Raw genomic sequence first — 1734 nt, 5'->3', positions numbered from 1 at the left:
TGTCAAAGCTGGTTAGAGGTGCGGCGCCGCCAGCCAGTTAGAAACGCGACACTGGCACTGGCGATCAGCCCCCGACCGAACCGGCTGGGCCGGGTTGCAAGGGTAGGGAGGGGGCGGGTGAGAGGCACCCTCCGGCTTTAGCTTTGAGACTATGCCGACACCATTCATTCCGCAGCCTCCATCCGCGCCAGCGCCTTCTGCCGTTTGGCGATGACTTCCGGATCGTTCATGAAGTCCGTCCGCCGGCCGGGCTTGTGACCACGCTTTTGATAACCGTTGCCCTGGCTACCATCCGGTATCCCAAACATATGATCCGTCTGACCGGTGCGGCGCGGGCCGCTCTTACTGCGCTGCAGTTCACGTCCAGCCTGCAGCTCAGCGACGATCGAAAGCATGTCGTCCAAACGCTTGTTGTCGACGACTTCGGGTCGATGTATCGATCGCAACTTATCGAAGGTTCTGTAGGGCAGGGCAAAACTCTCGTGCATGATCTCGAGGCGACCGTCCGGATAGTCGCAGACGACGACCTTCTTACCCGCCAGCGCCTTGGCCTGTTCCGTCGGATCGAGGATGAACAACACCTTGTCGTAGCGTAGCGTCAGGGACTGCGACAGCGTGCGGACCTCCTTCCGGCACATGGCGGCATCGAGGTTCTCATGTGCGGCCAGCGGTCGATGCATGTCCTTCGGATTGCGCGGCGGCTTGCCGAAACGAGCATTGAAATCCGCAATGAACGCCGGTGCATAGAGGTTTGCCGCCTCGATCGTGTTGATGCCGCGCAGCCGTAGTTCCTTGACCAATCGATCCTGCAGCGTCTGATTGGCGCGTTCCACGCGACCTTTGGCCTGCGGGGTGTTGGCGCAGATGATGTCGATGTTCAGCTCATAAAGCGCCCGGCCAAACTGCGTCAGACCGCTCGTGCGGTCCTTCATCGAGGCATGCGTGCTGCGGAAAACACCGTGCTTGTCGCTGTAAAACGCAATCGGCTTGCCCCATTGCTGCAGATAAGCCTTCGTCGCGTGTAGATAGTCAAAGGTGTTCTCAGAGGCGGCAAAGCGCAGATGTAAGAGCTTGCCAGTGGCGTCATCGATGTAGACGAGCAGGGCGCATTTGGGACCGCGGTTCTCAAACCACCAGTGATGCGAACCGTCGATCTGGACGAGCTCGCCGAGACAATCCCGCCGGCCGCGCGGCTGAAAAACCCGCTTCTTGCGTTCGCGTCGCGAGATCCAGATGCCGGCCTCGGTCATCCATTGGCGTAACGTCTCCTTGGCGACCGAAATCTGATGCAGTTCGATCAGTTTCTCGCGTGCCAGCGTCGGACCGAAATCCGGATAGCGTTCGCGGATCAGATCCAGCGCCGCATTGCGAAAATCCTCGCTGTGGCGCCGATTGCTCGGCCGTGATCGCTTCTTCGAAACAAGACCGGCTTCACCGGAACGATCATAAGCCTGCAGCAGCCTATGAACCTGACTTCGGCTGAGATCGAGCATCTCAGTCGCCTGGACGACGCTCAGGCGTCGATCACGGATCTTCTGAACAACTTCGAGGCGATGCAATTCTTTCTGCGACATGGTGATCAAACAGGACATGACGACTCCGACCGCTCATGGTCTCGACCAGGCTGAAAGTCGTCATCCTTGCTCCCAACGTTGGCATTGACCAGCACGTCGAGAGGCGAGACTGTCGCATCTCTAACTGGCCCAACTGTCGCATTACTAAATAGCTCCTACA

General features: G+C 58.8%; 1 protein-coding gene. It reads right to left on the bottom strand.

The features are described from left to right. Positions 1 to 164 precede the first annotated feature (164 nt). Complete coding sequence (locus FHX14_RS32715; RefSeq protein ID WP_003586421.1) at positions 165 to 1592, bottom strand: ISNCY family transposase; 1428 nt, start codon at positions 1590 to 1592, stop codon at positions 165 to 167. Between the last annotated feature and the right edge of the window lie 142 nt (positions 1593 to 1734).

The organism is Rhizobium sp. BK619, assembly GCF_014195245.1.
Classification (GTDB): domain Bacteria; phylum Pseudomonadota; class Alphaproteobacteria; order Rhizobiales; family Rhizobiaceae; genus Rhizobium; species Rhizobium acidisoli.
Note: the sequence above shows the minus strand (reverse complement) of the source record. Positions and strands in the feature narration are given on the sequence as shown.

Coding starts and splice junctions, on each gene's coding strand:
- FHX14_RS32715 (WP_003586421.1), bottom strand. CDS start 1,592: ATGTCCTGTTTGATCACCATGTCGCAGAAAGAATTGCATCGCCTCGAA.